The organism is Paraburkholderia phymatum STM815 (genome assembly GCF_000020045.1).
Taxonomy (GTDB): domain Bacteria; phylum Pseudomonadota; class Gammaproteobacteria; order Burkholderiales; family Burkholderiaceae; genus Paraburkholderia; species Paraburkholderia phymatum.
In genome coordinates, this window is sequence record NC_010625.1 from 1398166 (window position 1) to 1423140 (window position 24975).

A 24975-nucleotide genomic window follows, 5' to 3' on the forward strand; every position below is an offset into this window, starting at 1 on the left:
GAGGTGAGCATGATGTCCAGCACTGTCGATCTCGACGTAACCCGACTCCCGATAATGACGATCTACAATTTCCCCACGGGGCCCCACCCGACGCGTGTTCGTATCGCCCTCGCCGAGAAAGATCTTCTATCGCGCGTGCATTTTGTGATGGTCGACCTTTACAAGGCGGAGCACAAAAAGCCAGAGTTCATCACCGGGAAGAACTACTCGGGAACGCTGCCGGTTCTCGAGCTCAACGACGGAACGTGCATCGCCGAATGCACCGCAATCACTGAATACCTTGATTCGCTCGATGGCGCGCCATCACTGACTGGCAGGACACCGCTCGAAAAGGGCGTCATTCACATGATGAGCAAGCGAGCTGAAGTAGAATTACTGGACCCAATCAGCGTCTATTTCCACCATGCAACGCCGGGGCTCGGGCCAGACGTGGAGCTCTACCAGAACAACGAATGGGGGCTGCGACAGCGCGATAAAGCTCTGAGAGGCATGCATTACTTCAATGCCGTATCGGAAAAGCAGCCGTTTGTCGCGGGAAACGCCTTCTCAATGGCCGACATCACGCTCATCGGGGGACTGGTATTTGCGTCGATTGTGAAGCTTCCGGTGCCTCGAGAGTGCGAAGCACTTCTGGGCTGGTACTCGAAAATGCGAGCTCGCCAGAGTGTCAAGAATCAGCCGGCGTTCGCTGGGGTCACCGCAGCCGCAGCTAACCAGGAAGCTTGACGAATCGGACCTCTGGCGACCCGTGCAAAGTGCGGCTGCTTGCCGCGGAAGCTCGCCATTCGCCCACAGCTAGACGAAAGGGCGCCTTGGGCCGCGTGTACGGCCCTACAGATAAAGCCCCGACAGAAATCGCGTGCGCGAACGGGACGACCGGCAAACCTCTGCCATTATGAGACCATCGCCCGATCCGGCCAGGCCACCGTTAACGGAAATGCCGCAGTCACTTGGCGTGTAGGAGCGAAGACGCAACACAAATAGCGGTGGCGACTCGGTCATTTCACCGCTCGACTTGAAAGTGAGCGCACTTCTACACTATAGAAAGAACGGCAGAATCTCCGGAGCGCCAGACGTTGTCGACAGTGTTTTTCGGCATGATCATGATGACCCAGACGTCGCCCTCTCTTGCCAACTCGACGTCGTAGCGATTCTTTATCAGATAATGGCGAGTGCGATTGTCGCAGGGAACGCGCTGCGCTTCCACGAGCGCATCCAGACGTGCGGTATCGCCACTGATGGTGACGCGCGGATTCGTCACGTAGTGCGTCGTGTCGAGCGTCGCGAGAGAGGCAGTCAGGGCCGCGAGGCTTGCATTGAATCGCGAGCTGTTTCAAGCAAACCGGCCCCGACGCGCCCTCGCCGCCCGTCGCTCGAGTCAAACGTTGCGGCAATAACACACTCCAATTTTTTGCTTCGGCACGGCTGCAAACGATTGCTTATATTCTGCGCACCTCATTTATTGGAGGCGCATGGCATGCGGCACGAATGGCTTGAATATATCCAGAACCTCGGCTGGGACAACCCGATAACTGTCGCGATGACGTCGGCGGCAGTCAGCACCGTCATCACGCTCGCATGGATCGCTGCATTGAATGCGCGTCGGCGTAAACGTCAGCGCCGCGATACGGCGTTGGAACTTGCGTTGTCGCTGGAAGGCCATGCTCGTGCCTGCCGCACGATGATGCACAAGGCCGCATGGGCATTAACGGCGTCAGCAAATCTTACCGGCCACGAACCGCTCAAGGGTGTAACCATCCCGTCGTTCGCCTTCCCGGACAATCTTGATTGGCAAGTCCTCAACCGAAAGGCTGTTTCTGAGCTACGCGAGTATCCAGCGACGCTGCATGCTGCCCGCGAGCATGTAGAGGCTTTTCGCGAATTCGGCGAACCAGCGGATTTCTGCTGGCAGGTTGAGTTTGAATGCGCGAAGGCCGCGATGTCTGCGTTAGTGCTAGCCCATGCTACGCGCCGCCGGTTCGGTGCCGCAACGTGGAAACCCGGTGCCAGAGACGCGTCTCTGGAACGCGAACTTTGCGATTTCATCGCAAACGCCGAGGCAAGACGCAAAGTATCACTTCAGGAACCAAAGCAGTTTGCATTTGAAGGAAGATTGGGAGCTGACCAGGGAGTGGCACGCACGATAGAAATCGCCGGAGGCGCTGCGCCCTGATACGTTCCCGGGCGAACATATTCTTTGACTGGTTCGCCGCGCAGAACTTGAGCTGATCACGTCACGGCAATGTGCTTCCTCAACAAGCTAGTGCGTGAGCTTAACGTTCGACTCCCGAAAGGTTTTGGTGTTGGCTGAAAATCTTGCAGCATCAAGACGAGGAGACATAGCGTTGAACTGATTCGGTGGCCGCTCGGAGCAACGCCTCACGCCGGACTGTTAATCTCTCGCTTCCCAAAGACTCCGGCTACGAAAACGAAGATCCAGCGCCACAGGAAGTAGCGTCTACCAGTGTAGACTTTCAGTTCCGAGATCAGTGCAAGAGCGCGCGGTTCACTCACATTCAGAAGGGCAACACATCGACCGAGTCGTGCAGACAACTCAGCTGCCTGCATCTCCTTTACTTCCTGCGCGACTATCAAGAGGTCAGCTCGTATCTGGCGAATCTCCTGGTAGACGGATGCGACCTTACCAGCCAGTTTCGGGCCGAGCAGTCCCAGCTTGGCAACCGAGCTATCGAAAACAGGATCTGTAGGCGGCGAGAAGTTACGAATAGGTTCGCGAGATTCGGGGCCTTCCGCCCATTGAAGCAGTTTCGAACGAATCTCCGGTATGGACTTCGCGTGCGCATCAAGCTCACCAGCGAGAGCGCCAGCCAACGCTACACCGTCGCGAAAGCGCCGATAGTCCTCGCCAACAAAGTTGTTCAACATCGCGGCTCCCATCCCGCCCATGACACCAGCCAAGAGGCTGCCTATCGCTTCCAATGCTCACTCTCCCTTCATCAGTTCCTAGGTCATGCTCACACCTATCAACGACCGCAGGCGCAAAAACTTTAGTGAGCGATGCATGGTCGACTGCGTCACCACATCAGGCGAGGTCCAGCGCATGCTGTTTGGCGCCCCATGCCGTAATAGTTCGGGTCGGCGCGGGGCCACGCGTACGCTTGCGACTTATAATTGCGCAGCATAACTTCCCTTGTAGGCAAGTTCGCAGAGTCGCCGTCATCATGCGATTGTCTGTGAACCGAGCCGCGGAATTTTCCAACGCGAGAACCTTGGACTACGGCTCGATGGTCTGCCTTGCTGGGTCGGCGTCGGCGGAGCAAAGAAGTTCGATGCGACGTACTGCGATGACGGCTACCCGGCCCCCTTCGCCTTCTCGAGCTCCTCAGTAATGAGGGGCTTGATACGTTTTCGCTCAGATTTCGTAAGACGCCCCCAAACGAGCACGACATCGGCGAGCTCGTCATCCTCGCAATAGAAGTACGCCGCAGGTATCCGAAGGGCTGCGGCTAGCTTCACCGCTATGCCAAACGGCGGCTCGTGCACCCCGGTCTCATACCGGCTCACCCGAGCACTTGCGGTCCCTTCATCCAGACCGATCTTGACTCCGAGCGTGTCTTGGGGGATGTCTGCCCGCAACCGCGCGGCTCGAAGGCGGCGCCCGAAGACGGTACCTGGTTCCTTTTTGATCATCCTACGAAAATCGCAGATTTGACTTGCCGCTTCTCTACGAAATTCGTAATATCGGCAATCATGTGCGGTCCGCTCGGATGCCGGCGAGGGACGCACATGCAAGCGCGATGCGTTTCCGGGACGAGATTTCTGGTTGCGCTAGGGTTCAGACCGACAAGGGGCCGTGGGTCTGCGGGGTGATTGGAGAAAATAAATACAGTGAGAGCCAAACTTAAGCTGGCAGGTTGCCTTTGTGCGTCCCTGATGTTCTGTACAGGCAGCTTTGCCTTCACCGCTATATCGGCGGTGCCGGCTGATAATTCGACGTTGTTCCGGGCCAGTAACTACGACACCCAAACGCAGGCAGACAGCGTGGCGCTGTCAGGCTGTCGCGCAGCGGCGCGACGCAGCGGGCACACGAAGCTCGCTCGGAAGTGTGCTGTTTTGCATCGAAGTCTTGGACCTGGATATGGCGCGCTAGTGTGTGGTGATGGCGGGTGCGCGTGGCAAACCGGATACGACTCGGAGCAGACAGCCGTTGACGCCGCGTATAACGCGTGTAGTGCCGCGTACAAGAGTTGCCAGCAGACAGATATTCAAGCGTGGAATGATGTTGCCGGCTTCCCAAGGGCGCCTGTCGCGCAACCCGAAGCGCCTACGCAACCGTCAATGAACGATATCTATCGCGCCAGATGGTGTGCGAAACAGAACATCCCATCGCCCCAGTGCGGCCAATAGTTCACGCAGACCATGTTTGACATCATTTTCGGGGCAGCACACGCTATCTATATCGCCAGACAGAACGCCTTTGAAAGCCTGGATTGAGATTGATCTTCCCACGCGCGTGGAAGTTTAGCAGGCTGTTGAAATACCTCCCGCGCACGTCATCCGCGCGGGAGGGGTAAACGTTGAAATGAAGAATCGAACAACACTGAGACTGAAGCGATGCGCGGAGCGGACAGCTATACAGAGTCGATGTTCACGATGTCCAGGCTCGATGACTTCGTTCCGGCCAATCACCCGTTGCGACCGATTCGGCTGTGGTTGAACGAAGCGCTCACTCGTATGGATTCGGTCTTTTCGCGCATGTACGAGAGCGACGCGAAGGGCGGACGCCCAAGTATCGCGCCGGAGAAGCTGATTCGCGCACTGCTGTTGCAAGTGCTGTATTCGATTCGCAGCGAACGCATGCTGATGGAGCAAATCTCCTACAACATGCTGTTCCGCTGGTTCGTCGGACTGGCGATGGACGATGTGGTTTGGGACCACTCTACCTTCAGTAAGAACCGCGACCGAGTGATGGCCCATGATGTCATGGTCAGTCTGTCCAATGAGACGGTCGAAACAGCACGCGTGCGTGGCCACCTGTCGGGCGAGCATTTCAGCGTCGACGGCACACTCATTCAGGCTTGGGCCGGACACAAGAGCTCTGTGCCGAAGGCGAAGTCGGATGACAACTCGCCACCTGACGGCGGTGCCGGCTCTCACGAGAACTGGCATGGCGAGAAGCGTAGCAACGATACGCATGAATCCAGCACGGACAGTCACGCCCGGCTGTTTCGCAAGAGTCGTGGCACGGGCGCGATGCTTTGCTACATGGGGCACGTGCTGACTGATAACCGACACGGCCTCGTGGTGAACGCACGGGTGACGCAGGCGAATGGCACAGCCGAGCGGGACACAGCAGCCGAAATGCTTGCGGACGCCGCGCAGTTTGCCGATACGTCGATTACGGTAGGTGCTGACAAGAACTACGACACGGCTGGCTTCGTGGCGACGTGCCGCGCACACGGCGTGACGCCACATGTTGCGCAAAACAATGGCCGCGCGGGTGGCTCCGCCATCGACGGACGCACAACGCGCTGGGCCGGCTATGCCGTCAGTCAGCGCAAGCGCAAATGCATTGAGCAGGTCTTTGGCTGGAGCAAGACGGTTGGCAGGATTCGGCAGGCGATGTTTCGGAGCCTGCACCGAGTTGACCAGCTTTTCCTGTTGACTCAGGCGGCCTACAACCTGACTCGCATGCGCACGCTCGCCGCGAAAGCGGCATAGGAGCGACAGGCAGCGAGGAAATGGCATTGCATCCACTTGAATGAAAGGCTTTGAGCATTAAACCGACATCAATCAAATCCGCGCAGCGACTCGATGAAACGAAGTGCTCAAAGCCGGCAAGGTGTTTTTCAACAGCCTGTTAGTACTACTGTGTCATAAAATCCATGGCATTATAGGAGCTTCTTCATCCTTTGCATGAGGAAGCGATGGACTGGGAAACATCGTTCGACGAGTACCTGGAACACCTATGCGAGGCAATTGGACACAGTGATCGTCGTGCCGGTCTGGTGGGCTATTGTCAGGGGCTGATGCTGCCGATTGCGCGTAAAAGTGTTGAGCCGCTGGCTGCCCATCTCGAGCCGCATCGCGTAAGTGCGCGGCACCAGTCCCTGCATCACTTCGTTTCAAAGTCCGAATGGTCGGACGCCGCATTAGTTGAACAGGTTCGTCGCTGGGTATTGCCGCACATGAATCCCTCAAACGGGCTGTATTGGATCATTGACGATACCGGTGTTCCGAAGAAGGGAAAGCATTCGGTGGGCGTGGCGCGGCAATATTGCGGGCAGTTGGGTAAGCAGGACAATTGTCAGGTAGCCGTGAGCCTGTCGGTAGCCACCACGGAGGCGAGCCTGCCCGTCGCTTATCAGCTTTACCTTCCGAAGGAATGGGCGGACGATCCGGCGAGACGGCGGTTGGCAGGGGTTCCCGAGGAAATTGGCTTTGCGACCAAGCCGCAGATCGCCATCAAACAGCTGCGCGAAGCACGGCAAAGCGGTGCCCCGAACGGAGTCGTGCTGGCAGATGCGGGTTATGGGAACGACACGGCGTTTCGTGACGGCGTTAGTGAAATGGGACTGCAATACGCCGTGGGTATCCAGTCGAGCACCCGCGTATGGCCACCGGGCCTTGCTCCACTGCCTGCTGAATCTTCACAAGGTAAGGCTGGCCGACCAAGAAGCCTTCAGCGACGGGTACCGGGACATAATCCCGTCGCAGTGAAAGACCTTGCGCTAGCGCTCGAACCATCCCGCTATCAGACCGTTTCGTGGCGCGAAGGTACGCGTACCGCCCTGAGTTCCCGCTTTGCGGCGTTGCGCGTGCGGGCCTCCCACCGCGATTATTGGCGGGCTGCGCCGCGCGATGAAGAATGGCTGCTTATCGAGTGGCCCATTGGCGAACTCGAACCAACCAAATACTGGCTCTGCACATTGCCAGAAGAGACGGCGGTCGAACATCTCGTTCACGTTGCCAAGATGCGCTGGCGCATTGAGCGAGACTACCAGGACCTCAAGCAGGAGTTCGGCCTTGGACACTTCGAGGGACGTGGGTGGCGCGGATTTCATCATCACGCATCGCTATGCATCGCCGCCTATGGGTTTCTCGTCGCACAGCGCCTCAATGAAGGTGGTAAAAAAAACTCCGAAATCCGCAGTGCACCTGCCTTACCCACGGACTACATCCCACGCGGCTCCCCAGCGAATGCAGCGACACGTACCTGACTCGATCGCAACGCTGCGCTGGCGGATTGCTGCACACATCTCCAGGCGATTAAAGAGATGTCCGTATTGCTCCGTTACCTCAAATGTTTTGTGACACAGTAGTATTAGTCTCACTGTGTCACAAAATCTGTTTGCAACAAAGCAATACCTAGTAGTATTGAATAATATATACTTCAGGCGATCGCGATGAGAGAAGATGTCGACGAATTTGACGCGTATCTGAATCATCTGGCACAGGCGTTAGGGTACGCCGATCGCCATGCCGGCCTCAAGGGTTACTGTTCGGGCTTGGTAATGCCGTTGTCACGCAAGAGCGTCGAGCCAATGGCCGCGCACATTGACCCACTTCACGCGAGTGCGAAGCACCAGTCACTCCACCATTTTGTGGCCAAGGCAGAATGGTCTGACCGGGCGGTCCTGCAGCGGGTACGCGAATGGGTGATGCCCGCGTTAGACCTGCACGCTGCTGAAGAGGCTGGCTATTACTGGATTATTGACGACACGGGCTTCCCGAAGAAGGGCAAGCATTCGGTCGGCGTAGCGTGGCAATACTGTGGGCAACTGGGCAAACAGGATAACTGCCAGATCGCCGTGAGCCTGTCGATCGCGACGCAACGCGGCAGCCTGCCGATTGCCTGGCAGCTGTATGTCCCCAAGGAATGGATTGATGACCGGGAACGTGCCCGTCGCGCTGGCATTCCCGACGAACTGGTTTTTCAGACCAAGCCACAGATTGCGCTGGCCCAGCTTCGCGAGGCTATAGCATCCGGCGTTGCGCCGGGCATCGTGCTGGCCGATGCCGGGTACGGCGACGAAACCGCTTTCCGGGATGGCGTATCGGAACTGGGTTTGTTGTACGCGGTTGGGATCCGGCCTGGTACCTCAGTGTGGGCGCCCGGCACGGCGCCACTTCCACCCAAGCCCTGGAGCGGGCGCGGCAAGCCGCCAACGTTGTTGCGCCGTGCGCCCGGCCACGAACCGATCGCGGTGAAGGAACTGGCCATGCAATTGCCCGTGAACGTCTGGTAAACCGTAACCTGGCGGGAAGGCAGCAACGCCGCACTTTCCTCACGTTTTACCGCCGTACGGGTTCGTCCCGCACATCACGACTATTGGCGAAGTACGGTTCGCGACGAAGAATGGCTGCTTATTGAATGGCCTGAAGGCGATACGGAGCCGCTCAAATACTTTCTCGCTACCGCCCCCGAGGAGGCGACACTTGAGCAGCTTGTGTTCGTGACCAAGATGCGCTGGCGCATCGAGCGCGACTATCAGGACCTGAAACAGGAGTTTGGGCTCGGTCATTATTAAGGGCGAGGCTGGCGTGGCTTTCACCACCACGCCACACTGAGTATCGCTGCATATGGGTTTCTGATGGCTCAGCGACTCCGAATGCAATCGGATGGACGCGATAAAAAAACTTCCTTGAACGGGCGCTGCCTGCCCTTCCCCCGGATTACATCCCCCGGGGCAGTCCAGCGCGCTCAACGCCACGTTCCTAATTCCATTACCACGTTGCGCATCCTGCTTGGACTAAGGCTCATGCAACGATGGCTCGCTCCCTAGTACAGCAATCGGGCGCCCAACTATTTATATGACACAGTAGTATTAGACGCTTATGTTCCCAATGCTCGCAGCGACAACACTATTGCGTACAAAGGCTCTTTTTCAGGACTGACTTTCGGCGCTACATACTCGTTTGGTCGCGACTCCACCGGTACAGGCAATTCCCCCGGACAGGGAACCTGTGCTGGCGGCATCCCCGGCGACTTCCAGCAATGTCATCAATGGTCCGCGATGCTCAAATACGACACCGAAAATTTCGGTGTGGCCACCAGCTACGATCAGCAGCGAGGCGGCACGATTGCAGCGGCTAACTTTTTCGACGGCGTTCCAGCCACATCGCTGTCCGGTAGTGGTGCGAAAGACACCAGAATTCAAGCCAACGCGTACTTTAAGTTCGCGGGCGCGACAGTATCGGGGGGGATGGCTAGGTCGTTGGGCGGAGCCGGTTAGCGCCGCTGCCGCGAGCGTGCGATCCGATATCTATTACATCGGCGCACGTTATCTCTTTACGCCAGCGTTTCTGATTGACGGTTCCGTCTATCGTGTGCTCAATGCGCAGCACGATACGCGCGCCACGCTCAGCACGGTCCGCACTATGTACCTCCTATCGAAGGCGACGGCCGCCTACGTTCAGGTCGGGTATCTCTCTAATAGCTCGCACGCCCGTTACAGCGTTAGTTCCGGGGGCGGAGGCAATACGCCTGCGGCCGGTACCAATCAGACAGGCTTGATGCTCGGCATGAGACATCTATTCTGAGCTAGCCCCTCGGCTCGAAGGAGTACGGAGTCCCCTCACCAAGTGACGCGTACGCTTAAGTGTGCGATGTGTCGCTGCTTATGAGCCGATTTACGCCGCGCGAGGATGGCGTTCTGCCGCTCTCGCGGTCACGCAGTGCCGACAATGACATACCGCCCAATGGCCGTTCATTCCTGTCGCCGGATCGACGGCGGGCGGTTGTGGGAGTTGTTGACGTTGTTGCGTGAGCCGGAATTGACGCGTGACGGGTCGTCAGAAAACACTACAAGTCCGAGTGTTCAATGAGTCGCGTCGCAAGTCAAAGGTCCGTTATCACATGTAGTTCGATCATCCGGCTGTTCGCGCGAGTGAGTTGGTCCACGGCACCTTATCGCCCGACCTCTGCCTCACGGTGAACCGCATCACCTGCTCCGACTCGGCCGCTGGTCACTTCGCGAACGCGATTTTTCCGGATCTTCCGCGCCTTCCGGCCACCGGACCGATACGCTCGTCCATTCTCAAAGTGTCGCTCGGATTTCCCGCGCCTTAAATGTCGGTGGCTGTCCGTCCGCGCATGTCGCAGCCGCAGGCTGCCCCTTGAACCTGGTCACTTTGCCTTTCGCTGATAACCCATCTTCAGCGCGTCGACTACAAGCTCAACCGCTCGCGAAGACTTGCGGCGACTCGCGTAATAGACGTGATGTCCGACGAACGTCGGATACCAGTCTTCAAGCACCCAGCACAACCGCCCCGTGCGGACATGATCCTCAACAATGTCCTTCGGAACATAAGCGAGACCGAAGCCAGCTAGGGCCGCGTCTACCATTTGGTAGACGTTGTTGAAGGTAAGCTGTCCATCAACCCTCACCTGCAGTTCGCGACGGCCCTTGCGTAACTCCCAGGATAGTAATGAGTCTCGCGTCGGCAGCCGCAGGTTGATGCAGTTATGCAGTGTTAAATCTTGCGGCGTCTTCGCCTGAGGCCTTGACTCCAGGTAGCTCGGGCAGCCGACGATCGCCATCGTCATATCAGGTGCAATGCGCACGGCGATCATGTCTTTGGCCACCTGGTCGCCAAGCCGCACGCCAATGTCGTAGCGATCCGCAACAATGTCCGCCAACCCATAGTCGTTGACAAGCTCGACCTTCAGTTCAGGATACTCCCGCAGCAGGGGCTGCAGCCTCGGCCACACATAGGTGTTCGCTGCGTAGTCGGTCGTGGTAATTCGCACGGTCCCGCCCGGCCGGTTTGTCATCGCGCGCAGGGAATCCACTTCAGCCTCGATTTCCTCGAAGCGGGGTGCAATTGCTGCGAGTAGCTGCTCGCCCGCCTCGGTGAGCGAGACGCTGCGGGTCGTGCGCGCAAGAAGCTGCAAGCCCATGCGTTTCTCAACACCCGCCACTGTCCGGCTTAACGCCGATTGTGAAACACCCAATTGCGCGGCCGCCCGGGTGAAATTGCGCTCGCGCGCGACGGTCATAAAGCCGACCAGATCGTTGAAGTCTTCCTTCAATTAATGCTCCAGTGCATAAGGGCATGCCGATTTTGCCACCTAGTCGCATCAATATCCAGCGGTTAGATTACCGTCATGTGGTTCTTACTGACGTCGAGGAAAAGCATGGAATTGAAACGCGCAGGCTCCCAGCCATCCATCAAGGGGCCGGATGAATGGTTCACCGGTATCGTGCGGATCGATCCGCTGAACGCTCCGCCGCCGCCCGCACGGGTCTCCTGCGCCAGCGTAACGTTTGAGCCGGGCGCGCGCACGGCCTGGCATACGCACCCGCTCTGCCAGACGCTGCTGGTAACAGCGGGATGCGGGTGGACGCAATGTGACGGCGAGCCGCGCGTCGAAATCCGCGCGGGTGATGTGATCTGGTGTCCGCCCGGCCACAAGCATTGGCACGGTGCGACGTCGACCACCGCGATGACCCATATCGCTATCCAGGAAGCGCTCGACGGCAAGAACGTCAACTGGCTGGAGAAGGTAACGGACGAGCAGTATCTCGGTAGCGCCGAGGACCAGTAATGAAGTGCACTACATACATAGTGGCTGCAGCCTTCCTGTCGGCTCCTTCGCGGCTCGTGCTGCCGACGATCCTCCCGGGCCAATAACAATCACGCATAGCGGTGCGCAGGCGTCCATCACCGGCGGATCACCACGCTTCACCGGTGCAGTACGCATCGATCCCCTCTTCCAGTCAAGGGCGCCTTCGCGTCTCTCTGGTGGCCTCGTTACGTTCGAACCAGGCGCGCGTACCGCCTGGCACGCCCATCCCTTGGGACAGACATTGATCGTCACGTCCGGCAGGGGCTGGATACAGCAGTGCAACAGGGAAAGGCAGGAAATTGCAGCCGGTGATGTGATATCGATTCCGGCGGGGGTGAAGCACTGGCATGGCGCCACCTCCGCTACAGGCATGACGCATATCGCGCTTCAGGAGGCGCTCGATGGCAAGAATGTCGACTGGCTTGACCAGGTTACCGATGAGCAATACGGCAAACAGTAAGCCGGAAATGCAGCGTCTGCTTTGGCTCGGGATAGCAGCAGGCGCGGCGATGCTCCTCAGTGCCTGCGCACACATGAATAGGACCGACGACCCGATGCAAGAATCCCTCTCACTTACCGACTTGAAGTCAGTTTCCCCGGCCTTCGAACGTTATACAACCCGGACCGTCCTGGGCGATCTCTGGCACCGACCGCAACTGTCGCCGCGGGACCGCAGTATTGTGACGCTCTCAGTGCTGATTGCACGGGGCCAGGCTGTCGAAATGTCGTTCCATTTCCGGCTGGCGCTTGATAACGGCGTGGAGCCCGCTGAGCTATCCGAAATCATCACCCATCTGGCGTTCTATTCCGGATGGGCGAACGCTACCGCCGCTGCGGGCGTGGCAAAACGCATCTTCGACGAGCGGCATATCGCAGAAAACCAGCTACCCGCAGCAGACGTGGCTTTGCTGCCGCTGAACGAAACAGCGGAACAGCAACGCGCGCAGACGGTCCAGGAGAACTTTGGCACAGTCGCTCCGGGCGTCGTCCAGTACACGACAGACGTTCTGTTCCGCGACCTCTGGTTGCGACCGGGCCTCGCACCTCGTGACCGGAGCCTGGTGACGGTCAGCGCCCTCGTCGCGAACGGCCAGGTTGCACAGATCACATATCACCTGAACCGCGCGATGGACAACGGGCTCACGAAGGAAGAAGCGTCAGAAACGCTGACGCAACTCGCGTTTTATGCGGGCTGGCCAAACGTGTTTTCGGCGATGCCTGTATTCAAGGACGTGTTTTCGAAGCGTGCGATGAGCCCGCAATGACACATTGCCCGGCCGCATTCTGCGTCGATGTCGCTCGAACTGAAATGCCGGGCTGGGAAAACTGCAAGGAGGTAACTCATGACTGACAACATCAACGGCAAGGTCGTCGTCATCACCGGCGCCAGTAGCGGTCTCGGCGCGGAAACTGCGCGCCACCTGTCAAAGGCGGGCGCCAAAGTCGTACTGGGCGCGCGTCGCCTCGACCGGCTCGAGGCACTCGCGAGCGAGCTTGGGCTGGATGCGAAAGCGATCGTGAAGACCGATGTGACCGACCGCAGCCAGGTCAAGGCATTGGTCGACCGCGCCGTCGAGCTTTACGGCCGGATCGACGTCATTCTGAACAACGCCGGTCTGATGCCGAGTTCGATGCTCGACAAGCTCAAGATCGACGAGTGGGACCGGATGATCGACGTCAATATCAAGGGCGTCTTGTATGGCATCGCGGCAGCCCTGCCGCACATGCAGGCGCAGAAATCCGGTCAGATCATCAACGTCTCATCGGTCGCGGGCCACAAGGTCGGTCCGGGCGGCTCCGTCTACGCCGGCACGAAATGAGCAGTACGGGCTATTTCGGAAGGGCTGCGCCAGGAAGTCAAGCCCTGGAACATCCGTACCACCATCGTTTCGCCCGGTGCGGTCGCCACTGAACTGATCGACACCATTACCGACCAGGACGTCGCTGCAGGCATGGCGAAGACCTATGAAGCGGCAATCTTCGCCAGCTCGTTCGCCCGTGTGGTGGCCTTCGCCATCAGCCAGCCCGAAGACGTGGACATCAACGAAGTGCTTTTCCGTCCCACGAGCCAGGCATATTGAGCGATGGCCGACCGGGTGGGCGTTCTCGCCCTGCCCGGTCTTTCCAACCACTGGAGAACGATGCCATGCCGCACGTCATCGTTAAAGCCTGGCCCGGGAAGACGGAGGAACAGAAGCGACGTCTTGCCGAGGCAATCACCCGCAATGTGATGGACATCCTGGGCTATGGAGAAGAGTCTGTCTCAGTCGCGTTTGAAGAAATTCCTTCTGACCGATGGAAGGACGAAGTCTATCGTCCGGACATCGAGGAACGGCCGGGAACGCTGTACAAGAAACCCGGATACAGGATGTAGAGGCCATGTACAAGTCACCTTCGGCGCAAGCGCCCGCGCAGTCCGTTGTTGCGACGCTGATGCCGGTGATGACCGCAGTGCTCGCTGGCTTCATCATCATTGGCATGGCTCTTCCCGTCCTGCCCCTACACGTCAACAATGATCTGGGGTTTGGCCCGTTCGTTGTTGGTCTGGTGGCGGGGGCGCAGTTTGCGGCGTCGCTCTTCTCGCGCGTCTGGGCGGGATCCTATTCCGACCGGCGTGGAGCGAAACGCGGTGTGCTGGTCGGTCTCGTCGCTGCTGTGGCGGCAGGCCTGTTGTATTTGCTTTCGCTAACTTTCGTGACCGTGCCGGCGGCGTCTGTCACCATCCTGCTTGTCGGTCGGGCCGTCCTGGGCGGCGCGGAGAGCTTCATCATCACGGGTGGCGTTGCATGGGGGCTCGGACTCGTCGACAGGCAACATGCGGGGAAAGTGATTGCCTGGGTCGGAACAGCGATGTTTGCCGCGATGGCGCTAGGCGGTCCTATCGGATCCATTCTTTACACATCGTTCGGATTTTCCGCGATCGCCCTGATAACCGCCCTGCTGCCACTGATCGTGCTGGCTTATTTGACCCGAATGCCCGCGGTCGCGCCGCACGCCCACGGCGAGCATGCGTCCTTCAATACGATCATGAAGGTGGTTTGGCTGCCTGGCTTGGGTGCAGCGCTCGCGAGTATCGGCTACTGTGCAATCCTGGCGTTCAGTTCGCTTTTCTTTACCGAAATGCATTGGCAGCCGGTATGGATCCCGTTCACCGCCTTCGGCGCCGCATTGATCGCAGCACGCACATTTGCCGGGCATCTTCCCGACCGATTTGGCGGAGCGAGAGTTGCTGCGATCTTCGTCATCGTTCAGGCAGCGGGTCTGCTGCTCATGTGGTTGGCTGAGGCCTCGTTGCTCGCGACTGCGGGGGCCGCACTTGCGGGCTTTGGCTATTCACTGGTCTATCCCGGGCTGGGCGTCGAAGCTGTCAGCAGGATAACGCCCAAGAACCGGGGCATGGCGATGGGCATCTACACGGCCTTTCTCGATGTCGCAATGGCTATCGGCAGTCCGGCCCTGGGATGGGTTGGCGGACATGTTGACTTGGGATCTGTCTTCCTGACCAGCGCCATTATTGTTGCCTCCACCGCTGGCGTGGCTGTACGACCGCTCCGACGCCACCACGCAGCAGTGTGATGCAACAACGCCAGCGTCCACCCCTCAACGGGGTATCTTGGGGTCAATCACCCGAACTTTAGTCGAGCACTGTCGTCGGCTTGAGCGCCCCGACACTGGCTCGTCGGCGGCAGTAGCTTGGCCCCGGCTCTCCAGGGATGGCGGCGGATAGATCGGAGAAGAATGCCGCGTCCCCGACGCGCACACGCACCTCGCTTCTGCCCTCACAACATACAACCCTCCCGCCCGCGCTTGGAACTGCAGCGAGCAGTATGCCTGGTGTACTCCGACGCCATCCCTTAATCGCGTGCCCCTCCATCGTTCGCCTTACCGAAACGCACACTGCCAACGCTCCTCCCCTGGTAAGCAAAGAAGCAAAACGCGCGCACGCGTATCGCCCCAAAGATTGAGAATATGCTTTAGCAAAGATATTCTTCCTTAGGGTATAGCGAGGATATGCTTGATCAAGCATATCAAAGGGATAGCCGAAGGCCCCCAGGCAACTCGTACCGAGGTTCCTTCCACCGATCCATGCTGAATCGACTCCGCCAGACTATTTCGGGTCCCGCGCCTCTAGCTTCGCCAGCGCGTCCGCATCTCAGAACCCATCCCCGTGGTGCGGATTTCCCTAGCGCGCCACCGGTCCTAACCCGTCCACGCTAGCGGTCACCACCGAAGCTCTTCAGTCGGAAGAGGCGGCCCTAACGTCGGTGGCAGTGTGCGCGGTCGACGTGTGACAGGGATGTATATCGTCAAGATCGTCAAGATTCCCATTAATTTCGAAAAAATTTCAACCACGAAATCATTGCAAATAAATCACCCATAAGTTCCAAGCAGTTTTCGCATCGCTTCTATCTTCGGCAGGGCCTCCCTTGAAGCACCGTCGGCGCAGTGCGCCTCGAGACTATTGTCTGCGTGGTGGAGGAGCGGCCCAACCTCCGGCAGATTTCGGTTTTTTAGCCGAAACGTTCCTGCCCACAAACCTGCGCCGGTAGGCGCGTTTTTGACGGGGCGAATTCGTTTTATCCGCCGACCTAAGGGCGGCAGGTGCGAAATGAAGATGGACGGCCGAAGCTCTGTTTTCTTCGCGTGCTCGGGACACGAGTTGAGCGGTGCTAGACTTCCGATCACTACATTGCGGCTGGAGACTGGCTGAAGATGGATAAGAAATATCAGGTGTTCATCTCGTCCACATATACGGACATGATTGATGAGCGTCAAGCGGCGGTTACGGCTATTCTTGAGGCTGGGCACATCCCAGCTGGAATGGAGTTGTTCTCGGCCTCCAACAATAAGCAGATGGATGTGATCAAGCGATGGATAGACGCCTGCGACGTCTTTATGCTGATTCTCGGCGGGCGTTACGGCAGCATCGATCCGGATTCGGGTAAGAGCTATATCCAGCTCGAGTATGAATATGCCATCCAGACCAAGAAACCGTTCTTCGCTCTCTGTCTCACGGATCAGACGATTCGGGACAAAGCTAAAGGCCCACTTGGTCTTGACGCGGTCGAGATGAATGATTCAAGAAAGCTGGCCGACTTTCGCGCCACCGTCCTAGGAAAGATGTGCAGCCTCATTTCGGACGTTAAAGACATTCGCATACAGGCCGGAAACTCGATTCGCGATTTGGCAAAAACGAACAATTTGGATGGATGGGTGCGCGCGTCGAGGATTCGCAGTGCACCAAGCGGGCACACCGAACGTGCGCCACTAATCGAGATGGTTACCGGCGCGAGCGAGCGTTACCACTCCAACGAGATTCAGTCCGGCCACATGCTGAGCACGGTTAGAGTAGGCATCCGGAACGCGGGTGGGAAGACGCTCTCAAATTGCAAGGTCTACGTCGAGCAGATATCGCCGCCGCCCGACATTCCAAGCGCGGACTCCAAACTGCTCGATACCGGCGCATTCCAACTGCGGCACGATGATCCGGAACGCCTCGTGGATATTGCCGCGCACTGGGACCATCTTGACAAGTTCCGCTTTTGCGCGCCGCTTCCGGGCGGCATGTTCGGTGACCCGTTCGATCTGAATGACAAAGGTAGGCGTACCTTCGCGGTTCGCGTCCGCGCGACCGAGTGCGAACGATCAGCGATGTTCGAGCTTGCGACCGATGATTCAAAGAGGTTGAGCCTCACTTTCCTTCGCTACCTCGATTGAGTCAACAGCGGAAGTACTCAGGACTGTCTACGTGAGCACTCCGCCACCGCCGAGGCGGGACGGAAAAGCGCGGCTATAGGAGCATCAAAGCATGGATCTGGTTGTAAGGATTTGGAAAGACCCGGTGTGGAGCAAGCTAATTGCAACGGTGATCGGCGCTAGCTCGACGGCTGTGTGGGCGCACGTCGAAGGCTATCTCACTCTAGCCACGGTGCAACACGCCGCATCGGCAGCCTACGATCTCCTGACCACTGACTATCCCTATCAGCCTTGGCGAATCGTTGTTGGAACAGTAGCCGCCGCGGCGATTGGCGCGTGGATGATGCGGCTCCGTATGCAGAAGAGAATCGATGCGGCGTATGAAGCAGTTGAATACCCCCAACAACCGAGTTCCGAAGCGAAGCCAGCATCACCTGCGACCTATCTCACTGACGTGCTATTCGGCTTCCGCTGGCGCTGGAAGATCGCCGCGAAGTCCGGTGATGTCTACGGCATGAAGTTGTACTGCCCGGAGTGCGACTATGAGCTTCAGCCCGCTGCTTTCGACTATCCGTACGGTGGCGGCGCTGTTTGTGAGTGCGATAACTGTCACTACAAGCAGGGCATCGGAAGTGATGATCCAGCGCTCTTCATGAACAAGGCAAAGCTCGAAGCCGAACGAAGGTGGCGAACTGGCGAATGGAAGGAGCAACGGGCTGATCGCTCATGAACGCAGGACGAAGTGACCTTCAGGTTTGGCGCGGCTCGATCCATCCTTAGCGTCCAGCCACGCTCGCGGATGGCGCTATGTCGTGTTCGAAGGCTCACGACGGACGAGCTTAGACAGTCCAATTGACTTCGCGGCCGGCCCATCCTCCGCTTTCTTCCAGCCCACGATGTACAGGGCAGCGCCAGCCGTTTCCCAGTAACTTTGCGGGGAATCGCTGGGCGGCAACCAGCGAACCTAACTCAGGAATATTACCAACCCCGAATCCGGAAAAGCAAAGGCCGACGCCTACCACAGCCGCTCACGCGAATAGTCACCGCATCTGGAGCACGATCACGTTGCTGCTTGCAGGATTGGTGCGCTCCCGGAGCTGTTCCACATCGGCTGGATGCACCGCCCCGCCCTTGTTGCCCCAAGACGTTCTGACGAAGGTAAGAACATCCGCAATGTCCTGATCAGAGAGCTGCTTTCGGAAAGGAGGCATGCGATAGGCATCAGGAACGCCACTCGCAACAACCCGTGCCGAGCCATTTAGCGTCACATTGATGGAAGAAGCGTCTTCCGTCGCCATTGACGCTGTCGATCCCGCCAACGAGGGAATCCACTGCCCTTGCCCACGTCCGTCCACGCCATGGCAAGAACTGCATTTGACCATGTATGTCTGCGCGCCCGGGACCCTCAGGCGCCGCTCGAGCACAAGATGGCTATTAGAGGCCGTGTCGTACTGCCACGGCTGTCCATCGCGCTTCGGGTCACCAGGCAACGATTTCAGATAATGTGCGACCGCTCGCAAATCGCCATCAGTCATATATTGTGTCGAGTTGTTGAAGACCTCAGCCATCGAGCCGAAGACGACACCATGTTGACCGCGTCCGGTTCTGAGGAAATGGAAAATTTCGTCCTCACTCCAGCGGCCAAGTCCAGTGTTCACATCGCCCCGAAGACTAGGCGCAAACCAGCCATCCAGCAATGCCCCGGACAGGTAGAGCGCACTGCTTTCATCGAGTGCCTTTTCGTTCATTGCCACTCCACGAGGAGTATGACAACTGCCGCAGTGACCGGCCCCTTGGACGACGTATGCCCCACGATTCCACAGCGCGTCCCCAGACGCTTTGACCTCGTATGCACGTGGTTTCACGAAAACTGCGTTCCAGAGCGCGAGCGGCCAGCGCATGTTCATAGGCCACGGGATCTCACTCTGCCGGTTTTCCTGCCGGACCGGCTGGACGCCATGCATGAAATAGGCATAGAGGGCACGCACATCGTCGACGCCGAGCTTCGCATACGACGGGTAAGGCATCGCGGGGTAGAGGCGGTGGCCATCGCGTGCAACGCCTTGACGCAAGGCCCTGTCAAAGTCAGCAAGGCTATAAGTCCCGATGCCCGTTTCTTTATCAGGCGTGATGTTGGTCGCAAATATCGCCCCCATCGGCGTGGCCATCTCCAGACCGCCAGCAAACGGAGCGCTGTTTGGCGTGCTATGGCACGCTACGCAGTCACTGACCCGTGCGGCATATTCACCACGCGCGATCAACTCGGCCGACCGAGTTTCAACATTGGCAACGCCATCGAATGTGGACGTGGGCGTGCGAGTCACGAACCAGCTTGTTCCGGCAGCGACGACCAGGCAGGCCAGCAGCAGCGCGACAAGGATTCTTCCGAACCTGCGTTTCGTCATTGGTTTTTCGCTGTTTCTCGTCGGCAGCTTTGTCAGCTATTGAAGGTGTATCGTGAAAGCGGCATGCTGCGAACGGGTTGGCCAGTGAGTCTCGCAACCGCATTCCCAACCGCTGGAGGAACTGCTGGCAATGGCGGTTCGCCGATACCCCCCATTTCGGCGCCACTTTCGAGGATCTTCACATGTACGCGTGCCATGCGAGCAGGCGGCAGAATCGGATACATATCGTAGTTGCGCGCGACAGGCATGCCTTTTTCGTACACCGTCTCTTCGAGCAGGACCTCCGAAAGCCCAAGCGCTACTGCGCCGTTTACCTGCGCCTGGACGATGGCCGGGTTGACGATACTACCTGGATCGATCGCTTCCCAGATGTCATGCACCCTGATCTGCCCCTGCTCAATCGAGACCTCCGCGATCACCGCTGTCTCCGTGCCGAAGGCTCTTGCCAATGCCACACCTCGCGCACGGCGCGTCCCGTCTGCAGCTGTGAATGGGCCGCGCTTCCAACCGCCCGACAACTCGCCGACCGCGCGCAGCAGATTGGTCAGACGCTGGTTGCCCTGTAACAGGCGCATACGCAATTCGTACGGATCGTGTCCGCCCTCGTCGGCCAACTCATCGAGGAACCTCTCATAGAAGAAGTCGTTCATCGAGCTACCGACGGAGCGCCAATAGCCGAGTACGACCGGGGTCTTCACATAGAGTCGGGCGATCCGGCGATCAGGAATGGCGTAATGCTTTCCGACCAAACCTTCAACGGCACTGTCGTCTACTTTCTCGCCTCGTTTGTTGGCTAGCGATTCGGTAGGGCCCTCAGTCACAGTCACCGCCTCGATAGCTGTGGGCACGCCCTTTTCGTCAAGTCCGGCACGAAAGCGCACGGCCGCCATAGGCCGCAATGCATCGCGCAGAAATTCTTCCTCACGGCTCCAGATGACCTTAACTGGTCGCCCGACTTCCTTAGCCAGTTGGATCGCCTCTGGATGGACCAGAGCTGGCCCATAAGGAAAATGACGCCCAAAGAATCCGCCGAGAAGCGGAGAATGAATGATGACCTTTTCTGGAGCCAGACCGGTGCGTTTGGTAATGTCGGCCTGGAACATTTCGGGTGCCTGATTCGGCGTCCACAACTCGAGGGTGCCGTCCGGGTTAAACCGCGCAAGAGCCGATGGCGGCTCCAACTGAGCATGGTTCAGGTACTGGCTGTGATAGGTTGCACTGACGACCTTCTTGGCATTCCCGAACGCAGCGGCCACATTGCCAGCGACCTCTGCGTCATCGCCCGTGCCTGTTTCGTTGGCGAGGCGCTGGGCAAATGCGGCCGAAGAGAAATCGGCGGGCATGTAACGGACTGTGGAATCTGGACCCGGCTCCCGCCACTCGACCTGGAGGGCCTCCGCTGCACGCCGCGCGTGCCACCAGCGTTCAGCAACAACTGCGACCGCGCCAGGGAGGCGATGGACGGAGTGCACTCCTTTCATCGTCCTGACCTGATCCTCGTTGCGGATCGCGCGCACAGTCAAGCCCAGCCGCGGCGCGTGCTGAATAGCTGCGTGCAGCATTCCGTCCACGCGACAGTCGATTGCATAGACGGCCTTGCCGGTCGACTTGTCATGCACGTCCAGGCGCCGGATCGATTTGCCGATCCAACGAAACTGGCTCGGATCCTTCAGCTTCACTCTGGCCGAAACGGGCACTGGCATGTCCATCGCACGCGAAGCGAGCTGCCCGTAGCTCAGCGAGCGGCCGGAGGTCACATGAACGACCTTGCCCGGCTCGGTGCTCAGCGTATCTGGGGGCACGCGGAGCTCTGCCGAAGCGGCCTGGATCAGCATCTGGCGCGCCGACGCGCCAAGCCGCCGCATCGTTACATAACTCCTGCGGACAGACGAGCTTCCGCCTGTGAACCGCATATGGTTCGGCAAAATCTGATAATCGGCCCCGGCAGGCGCGTGCTCGACGACGAAGCTCGCCGGTTCGGCATCAAGTTCCTCGCCGACGATCTGCGCAAGCGCGGTAATCACGCCCTGCCCGCCCTCCATAAAAGGGCTCTGCAGACGGATCGTATTGTCCGGTCTAATCTCGAGAAACGCAGGAAGTCGCGTGCCAGGCTCTGGCGCCGCAGCGGCGGGTTGTGCGCGCGCCTTGCCGACTGGGATGCCGAAACCAAGTACGAGCGCGCCCGCTGCAGTTCCTGCCGATGCGAGAAGAAAACGACGCCGCGAAATGTTCGTCGGATCGCCCGTCGGAAATACCTCATCATGCGCCGGGGCGTCAGCAGGCTTCGTCATGACCGTCCCTCCCGTCCTCAACCGTCTCAGACTTTGCTTTAGCGATTGCGCTCACTACTGCGATGCCCGCCAGAGCTGTCGCCGCAGCAGCGACCGAGGGAGCCGGATGTACTGCAGCCACCTTGGCGTTACCAATCGCGGCGGCGGTATTGCTGGGCGCACTGCCGCCCGATTCACGAACCGCGTCGCGAATCGCGTTATAGGTTCCGCACCGACATAGGTTGACCATCGCAGCCGCAATCTGCTCATCGGTGGGATGTGCAGTCTGCTTCAGCAGCGCGGTGGCCGCCATAACCTGGCCGGATTGACAGTATCCGCATTGCGGGACCTGATGCTTTACCCAAGCCGCGACGACTCGCTTACCAATTTCGTCGTTCTCGATCGCCTCGATGGTCGTGATCTTGCGCCCAACCATCCCTTCGACGGGCGTGACGCAGGAGCGTGTAACTACACCGTCGACCATGACAGAGCAAGCCCCGCATTGTGCGAGGCCACATCCATATTTCGTCCCTGTGAGCCCAAGCTCATCGCGAATTACCCACAGCAGGGGCATATCGCCCTCTGACTGGACGTCGTAAGTCTTGCCATTAATCTGGATTAGCATGCTCTACCAGCATCTCCTGAAACTCGAATCGCGGGCAAACGTCGGGAAAAGGTATTGCGGGGACGGATATGGCCCATAGCCGCAGCGATGCTAGCATCGCATCCCCGCCGGAATAAACGACGTGGTATCGATAGCCCCTATGAAAAAATCTCACGAGTGTCAAAGCGGCTTGAATTGAGTAGACTTCGACGACGTTTAGCTGCGACGACTAAAGGTCAATAGACAGACTAGGCCATGGTTCGTGCGTCGCCTTAATTCGTCTTGCGAGCGCGTAGAAAAAAGGCACGTGCGAATGTCTGCTACTGCGCGGGCCTTATCGGCGCCTTGAGTTTTCTACTGGCCCTCGTACCCGCGACACCCCGCGCCTAGGTCGCGGCTAGGAAAGATGTTCTGCGGTATCTCTGATGGCTGGAAAGACGACGTGGCGCGACGCGTGAATATGCTCCCAAATCTCCGGCTACGATGCGGCAAGCGCACCGCCCGCGATTTCCGAACTGGAATGGGATATTCCCTGCAACGGCCGGCAGCGACCTGTCGGTCACGCCGTCGTATGTCCCCGCAGCCAACAAAACTAGCGATCCCAATGTCCTCGTCAGACTGCACTATCGCTAAAATAGGGGTCTGCGTTCGTTGTATCGTCGGGCTGCCGTGTCACGCGGAGCAGCGCCAAACTTTTTTGGACTGTCAGTTGTAGCCCATCAGTTGTAGCCCAGAATTGCGGCGGTCGCGACGTCAGGACGGTCATTCACGTTGCCCGCCAGAGAGGCTACGGGTTCCTGCAAAATGGACCGATACAACGCCACATGCGCTGCTTTCTCTCCATCCGCATCGGTTTGCGTGAGCTCGACTACGTGGCTGTTTTGAGAATGAGTCATCGATGTTCTTTCTGAAGAGCTTAAGATTTCAAATCGGTTGTCTCGAAGGACGCAGGAATTGCCCTTCACCGCTAGCGTCGCGCCTTCTTAACCGACCTCGCGTCCGTCTCGTAATGGCAACTACCGCTATCACGACTGGACCAATGGCCAAGCCTTCCGCCAATTCCGGGTCAAAAGGTATACTTAGCACGTGCAACGCTCTGAACGCTGCGGCAGCAAGCGAGAGCACGTAGTATGAGATAGCGGCCACGGACAGACCTTCAACAGCGTGCTGCAGATGCAATTGATTGCGTGCGGTGCGCTCCATACCGGCAAGCATACGAGTGACGTCTTTTTCCTGAGCAAGATTGACGCGCGTTCGCAACAAATCCACGGCACGCGCGATACGGGCCGCGATCTGTTCGTGGCGCGCCCAAACGCTGCGAGATGTTTCCATCGCGGGTGCGAAGCGGCGCTCCATAAACTCCTGGATAGTAGGCATCCCTTCGATACGCTCTTCGCGCAACTCCTGGATTCGGGCGAGCACGAGTTTTTCGTAAGCGCGAGAGGCGCTAAAGCGACCGCCGGAGCCAGAAAGCGACTCGACCCGCACCGCAAGGTGCGTGAGCTTGACCAGCAGTTGTGAGTCGTCGCAATCAGCATCTCTAGCATCCATGCTTTGCATCAAGGATTGAAGCGAAGCGTGAATCTCATCCAGGTCCCGACTCATCCGGCGCGCGATTGGCAACGAGAGAAGCGCCATCATTCGATATGTTTCGATCTCGTACAACCGCTGCAGCAACCGCCCACCCTGCTCCTCGCGAAAACCATCGTCAATAACAAGAAAGCGCATGAACCCGTCAGGCCGCACACTCCAGTCGCAGAAGACCTGGCCACCGGCAAGCACGTTGCTTCCGACGAGAATAGGTCCGTCAATCCATTGACGCAAAGAATTGCGCGCTGCGCTCGCACTAGCTCCCGTCAGCAGTTCCATGCGAGACGCAACAAAACGAATCCCGGCGAGCTGCTCAAACCAACGTGCTGGAACACCCTTGATCGCGATGTCGTTGAAGTAGTCGCTGTCGTGACGCGGGATGACGAACGTGAAAGTTGAGAACTCGGTGTGACATTCCCACTTGAGGTGCCAGCCACACGGCGATTGCACTGAATAATGCGTGACACCCTCAGTTGGCAACGGTATTCCCGTATCGAGGCACAGAGCATGCAATAGCGTCTCGTGTATCGAGGAATTTTGCTCGGCGTATATCGCATAATGCGAAAGGGATACCGACTCAGCCAGTTTCAGAAAAGGGCGAGCATGTAACTCCGCTGCCAGCGTCGCGCGCAAAGGATGATCCATGAACGAAATGCTCCTCGATTGCTCTTCAACTGCACAACGGACGCCTAACTCGCCGGCCTGTAACTGACTATGGCATACACGATTCAGCAAATAAATCTCATAGTTCTGATCCGTGACTTCAGTTTTTCTGATAGTCTGTTCCGAGACAAGATGTCGGCACGACTTGTGGCCGGCTAATCCACAATCTTGGCGCGAATGCAGGAGAATGCCGTACTCCGTCCAGAATCGGAT

General features: G+C 58.3%; 21 protein-coding genes and 2 pseudogenes. 14 read left to right on the forward strand and 9 right to left on the reverse strand.

Translation table 11 applies throughout. From position 1 onward, the window contains the following. The first annotated feature begins 9 nt into the window (after nucleotides 1-9). A complete protein-coding gene (locus BPHY_RS33750; RefSeq protein ID WP_041766317.1) occupies nucleotides 10-726 on the forward strand; it encodes a glutathione S-transferase in 717 nt (238 codons plus the stop codon). A gap of 307 nt (nucleotides 727-1033) precedes the next feature. Here the strand turns inward: BPHY_RS33750 and BPHY_RS33755 are convergent, their stop codons facing one another. Continuing rightward, nucleotides 1034-1300: a nuclear transport factor 2 family protein gene (locus BPHY_RS33755; RefSeq protein WP_083775935.1), complete on the reverse strand. Its 267-nt coding sequence runs from the start codon at nucleotides 1298-1300 to the stop codon at nucleotides 1034-1036. A gap of 177 nt (nucleotides 1301-1477) precedes the next feature. Here BPHY_RS33755 and BPHY_RS33760 point away from each other — a divergent pair, with 177 nt between their 5' ends. After that, nucleotides 1478-2173, forward strand: coding sequence for a hypothetical protein (locus tag BPHY_RS33760; RefSeq protein ID WP_012405962.1), 696 nt, complete (start codon nucleotides 1478-1480; stop codon nucleotides 2171-2173). 206 nt (nucleotides 2174-2379) lie between these two features. Here the strand turns inward: BPHY_RS33760 and BPHY_RS38935 are convergent, their stop codons facing one another. Beyond that, a complete protein-coding gene (locus tag BPHY_RS38935) occupies nucleotides 2380-2940 on the reverse strand; it encodes a hypothetical protein (protein ID WP_157686888.1) in 561 nt (186 codons plus the stop codon). Between the two features lie 372 nt (nucleotides 2941-3312). Next, nucleotides 3313-3651: a helix-turn-helix domain-containing protein gene (locus BPHY_RS33770; RefSeq protein ID WP_012405964.1), complete on the reverse strand. Its 339-nt coding sequence runs from the start codon at nucleotides 3649-3651 to the stop codon at nucleotides 3313-3315. A 924-nt stretch (nucleotides 3652-4575) separates the two neighbouring features. Between BPHY_RS33770 and BPHY_RS33775 the strand changes: the two genes are divergently transcribed. The 4 genes and pseudogenes from BPHY_RS33775 to BPHY_RS44060 all read left to right on the forward strand — a co-directional run bounded on the left by BPHY_RS33775 (nucleotide 4576) and on the right by BPHY_RS44060 (nucleotide 9197). Then, nucleotides 4576-5682 carry an IS5 family transposase gene (locus tag BPHY_RS33775; protein WP_012405966.1) on the forward strand — a complete coding sequence of 369 codons (1107 nt, stop codon included), beginning with the start codon at nucleotides 4576-4578 and terminating at the stop codon, nucleotides 5680-5682. 206 nt (nucleotides 5683-5888) lie between these two features. Then, complete coding sequence (locus tag BPHY_RS33780; protein ID WP_012405967.1) at nucleotides 5889-7181, forward strand: IS701 family transposase; 1293 nt, start codon at nucleotides 5889-5891, stop codon at nucleotides 7179-7181. A 186-nt stretch (nucleotides 7182-7367) separates the two neighbouring features. Continuing rightward, nucleotides 7368-8683, forward strand: a pseudogene (locus BPHY_RS33785) (IS701 family transposase). 145 nt (nucleotides 8684-8828) lie between these two features. Continuing rightward, the gene (locus BPHY_RS44060; protein WP_341810909.1) at nucleotides 8829-9197 is read left to right on the forward strand and encodes a porin; all 369 of its coding nucleotides are present in this window, start codon (nucleotides 8829-8831) and stop codon (nucleotides 9195-9197) included. An 893-nt stretch (nucleotides 9198-10090) separates the two neighbouring features. On the opposite strand, the gene BPHY_RS33795 is transcribed toward BPHY_RS44060, so the two are convergent. After that, nucleotides 10091-10996, reverse strand: coding sequence for a LysR family transcriptional regulator (locus BPHY_RS33795; protein ID WP_012405968.1), 906 nt, complete (start codon nucleotides 10994-10996; stop codon nucleotides 10091-10093). Between the two features lie 105 nt (nucleotides 10997-11101). Here BPHY_RS33795 and BPHY_RS33800 point away from each other — a divergent pair, with 105 nt between their 5' ends. The 8 genes and pseudogenes from BPHY_RS33800 to BPHY_RS33835 all read left to right on the forward strand — a co-directional run bounded on the left by BPHY_RS33800 (nucleotide 11102) and on the right by BPHY_RS33835 (nucleotide 17960). Beyond that, a complete protein-coding gene (locus BPHY_RS33800; protein WP_012405969.1) occupies nucleotides 11102-11512 on the forward strand; it encodes a (R)-mandelonitrile lyase in 411 nt (136 codons plus the stop codon). Between the two features lie 4 nt (nucleotides 11513-11516). Then, complete coding sequence (locus BPHY_RS33805) at nucleotides 11517-11993, forward strand: (R)-mandelonitrile lyase (protein WP_012405970.1); 477 nt, start codon at nucleotides 11517-11519, stop codon at nucleotides 11991-11993. Nucleotides 11994-12000: 7 nt separating this feature from the next. Then, entirely contained in the window at nucleotides 12001-12798 is a 798-nt protein-coding gene (locus BPHY_RS33810; RefSeq protein WP_012405971.1) for a carboxymuconolactone decarboxylase family protein, read from the forward strand. 78 nt (nucleotides 12799-12876) lie between these two features. Continuing rightward, a pseudogene (locus tag BPHY_RS33815) lies at nucleotides 12877-13614 on the forward strand (SDR family oxidoreductase). 65 nt (nucleotides 13615-13679) lie between these two features. Continuing rightward, a complete protein-coding gene (locus BPHY_RS33820) occupies nucleotides 13680-13907 on the forward strand; it encodes a tautomerase family protein (RefSeq protein ID WP_012405972.1) in 228 nt (75 codons plus the stop codon). Nucleotides 13908-13912: 5 nt separating this feature from the next. Beyond that, nucleotides 13913-15109, forward strand: coding sequence for an MFS transporter (locus BPHY_RS33825; protein WP_012405973.1), 1197 nt, complete (start codon nucleotides 13913-13915; stop codon nucleotides 15107-15109). Between the two features lie 1137 nt (nucleotides 15110-16246). Next, nucleotides 16247-17251: a DUF4062 domain-containing protein gene (locus tag BPHY_RS33830; protein WP_012405974.1), complete on the forward strand. Its 1005-nt coding sequence runs from the start codon at nucleotides 16247-16249 to the stop codon at nucleotides 17249-17251. A 91-nt stretch (nucleotides 17252-17342) separates the two neighbouring features. Then, nucleotides 17343-17960, forward strand: coding sequence for a hypothetical protein (locus BPHY_RS33835; RefSeq protein WP_012405975.1), 618 nt, complete (start codon nucleotides 17343-17345; stop codon nucleotides 17958-17960). 310 nt (nucleotides 17961-18270) lie between these two features. Here BPHY_RS33835 and BPHY_RS33840 read toward each other — a convergent pair whose 3' ends face one another. From BPHY_RS33840 to BPHY_RS33855, 5 genes are all read right to left on the reverse strand, one after another. Continuing rightward, nucleotides 18271-19635 carry a c-type cytochrome gene (locus BPHY_RS33840; RefSeq protein ID WP_012405976.1) on the reverse strand — a complete coding sequence of 455 codons (1365 nt, stop codon included), beginning with the start codon at nucleotides 19633-19635 and terminating at the stop codon, nucleotides 18271-18273. 32 nt (nucleotides 19636-19667) lie between these two features. Then, nucleotides 19668-21926, reverse strand: coding sequence for a xanthine dehydrogenase family protein molybdopterin-binding subunit (locus BPHY_RS33845; protein WP_012405977.1), 2259 nt, complete (start codon nucleotides 21924-21926; stop codon nucleotides 19668-19670). Next, nucleotides 21910-22530, reverse strand: coding sequence for a (2Fe-2S)-binding protein (locus BPHY_RS33850; protein ID WP_041765797.1), 621 nt, complete (start codon nucleotides 22528-22530; stop codon nucleotides 21910-21912). Before BPHY_RS33850 ends, BPHY_RS33845 begins: the two co-directional genes overlap by 17 nt. A 698-nt stretch (nucleotides 22531-23228) precedes the next feature. Next, on the reverse strand, nucleotides 23229-23405 hold the full coding sequence (locus BPHY_RS42785) for a hypothetical protein (RefSeq protein ID WP_012405979.1): 177 nt from the start codon (nucleotides 23403-23405) through the stop codon (nucleotides 23229-23231). 28 nt (nucleotides 23406-23433) lie between these two features. Further along, entirely contained in the window at nucleotides 23434-24744 is a 1311-nt protein-coding gene (locus tag BPHY_RS33855) for a DUF3422 family protein (protein ID WP_012405980.1), read from the reverse strand. Nucleotides 24745-24975 lie beyond the last annotated feature (231 nt).

Bases quoted from the DNA above. Each gene is read 5' to 3' on its own strand.
- BPHY_RS33750 (WP_041766317.1), top strand. From the start codon at position 10: ATGATGTCCAGCACTGTCGATCTCGACGTAACCCGACTCCCGATAATG.
- BPHY_RS33760 (WP_012405962.1), top strand. From the start codon at position 1,478: ATGCGGCACGAATGGCTTGAATATATCCAGAACCTCGGCTGGGACAAC.
- BPHY_RS33770 (WP_012405964.1), bottom strand. From the start codon at position 3,651: ATGATCAAAAAGGAACCAGGTACCGTCTTCGGGCGCCGCCTTCGAGCC.
- BPHY_RS33775 (WP_012405966.1), top strand. From the start codon at position 4,576: ATGCGCGGAGCGGACAGCTATACAGAGTCGATGTTCACGATGTCCAGG.
- BPHY_RS33780 (WP_012405967.1), top strand. From the start codon at position 5,889: ATGGACTGGGAAACATCGTTCGACGAGTACCTGGAACACCTATGCGAG.
- BPHY_RS33800 (WP_012405969.1), top strand. From the start codon at position 11,102: ATGGAATTGAAACGCGCAGGCTCCCAGCCATCCATCAAGGGGCCGGAT.
- BPHY_RS33810 (WP_012405971.1), top strand. From the start codon at position 12,001: ATGCAGCGTCTGCTTTGGCTCGGGATAGCAGCAGGCGCGGCGATGCTC.
- BPHY_RS33820 (WP_012405972.1), top strand. From the start codon at position 13,680: ATGCCGCACGTCATCGTTAAAGCCTGGCCCGGGAAGACGGAGGAACAG.
- BPHY_RS33825 (WP_012405973.1), top strand. From the start codon at position 13,913: ATGTACAAGTCACCTTCGGCGCAAGCGCCCGCGCAGTCCGTTGTTGCG.
- BPHY_RS33830 (WP_012405974.1), top strand. From the start codon at position 16,247: ATGGATAAGAAATATCAGGTGTTCATCTCGTCCACATATACGGACATG.
- BPHY_RS33835 (WP_012405975.1), top strand. From the start codon at position 17,343: ATGGATCTGGTTGTAAGGATTTGGAAAGACCCGGTGTGGAGCAAGCTA.
- BPHY_RS33840 (WP_012405976.1), bottom strand. From the start codon at position 19,635: ATGACGAAACGCAGGTTCGGAAGAATCCTTGTCGCGCTGCTGCTGGCC.
- BPHY_RS33845 (WP_012405977.1), bottom strand. From the start codon at position 21,926: ATGACGAAGCCTGCTGACGCCCCGGCGCATGATGAGGTATTTCCGACG.
- BPHY_RS33850 (WP_041765797.1), bottom strand. From the start codon at position 22,530: ATGCTAATCCAGATTAATGGCAAGACTTACGACGTCCAGTCAGAGGGC.
- BPHY_RS42785 (WP_012405979.1), bottom strand. From the start codon at position 23,405: ATGACTCATTCTCAAAACAGCCACGTAGTCGAGCTCACGCAAACCGAT.
- BPHY_RS33855 (WP_012405980.1), bottom strand. From the start codon at position 24,744: ATGGATCATCCTTTGCGCGCGACGCTGGCAGCGGAGTTACATGCTCGC.